Annotated in this window: 1 protein-coding gene; it reads left to right on the top strand. The window is 65.1% G+C overall.

Features of this window, described 5'->3' with window-relative positions:
- Positions 1-398 (top strand): AAA family ATPase (locus tag B3T77_RS01600; RefSeq protein ID WP_292076508.1); only part of this gene is annotated, 398 nt, incomplete at both ends.

The following is a 398-nucleotide window of genomic DNA, read 5'->3' as shown; positions in this document are numbered from 1 at the left end:
GGCGGCGGCAACGTCGGCCTGCTGAACCTGTCGGAAATGCTGGGCAAGATGGGCGGCGGGCGCACCAAGACCGTCAAGCTTGCGGTGCGAGATGCGACGACGCCCCTAATCGCTGAAGAAGGCGACAAGCTGCTGGATCAGGACAGCCTGACGCAAGAGGCGCTGAAACTGGCCGAGAACGAGGGCATCGTCTTCCTGGACGAGATCGACAAGGTGGCGGCTCGCCAAGGCGCGTCAGGCGCCGACGTGTCGCGTGAAGGGGTGCAGCGCGACCTGCTGCCCTTGATCGAGGGCACCACGGTCTCGACGAAATACGGACCGGTGAAGACCGACCATGTGCTGTTCATCGCCTCAGGCGCCTTCCACGTCGCCAAGCCCAGCGACCTGCTGCCCGAGCT

This window comes from Brevundimonas sp. UBA7838, assembly GCF_002500885.1.
GTDB lineage: Bacteria > Pseudomonadota > Alphaproteobacteria > Caulobacterales > Caulobacteraceae > Brevundimonas > Brevundimonas vesicularis_C.
The sequence above is the reverse complement of the archived record's forward strand: the minus strand, read 5'-3'. Positions and strand labels throughout refer to the sequence as shown.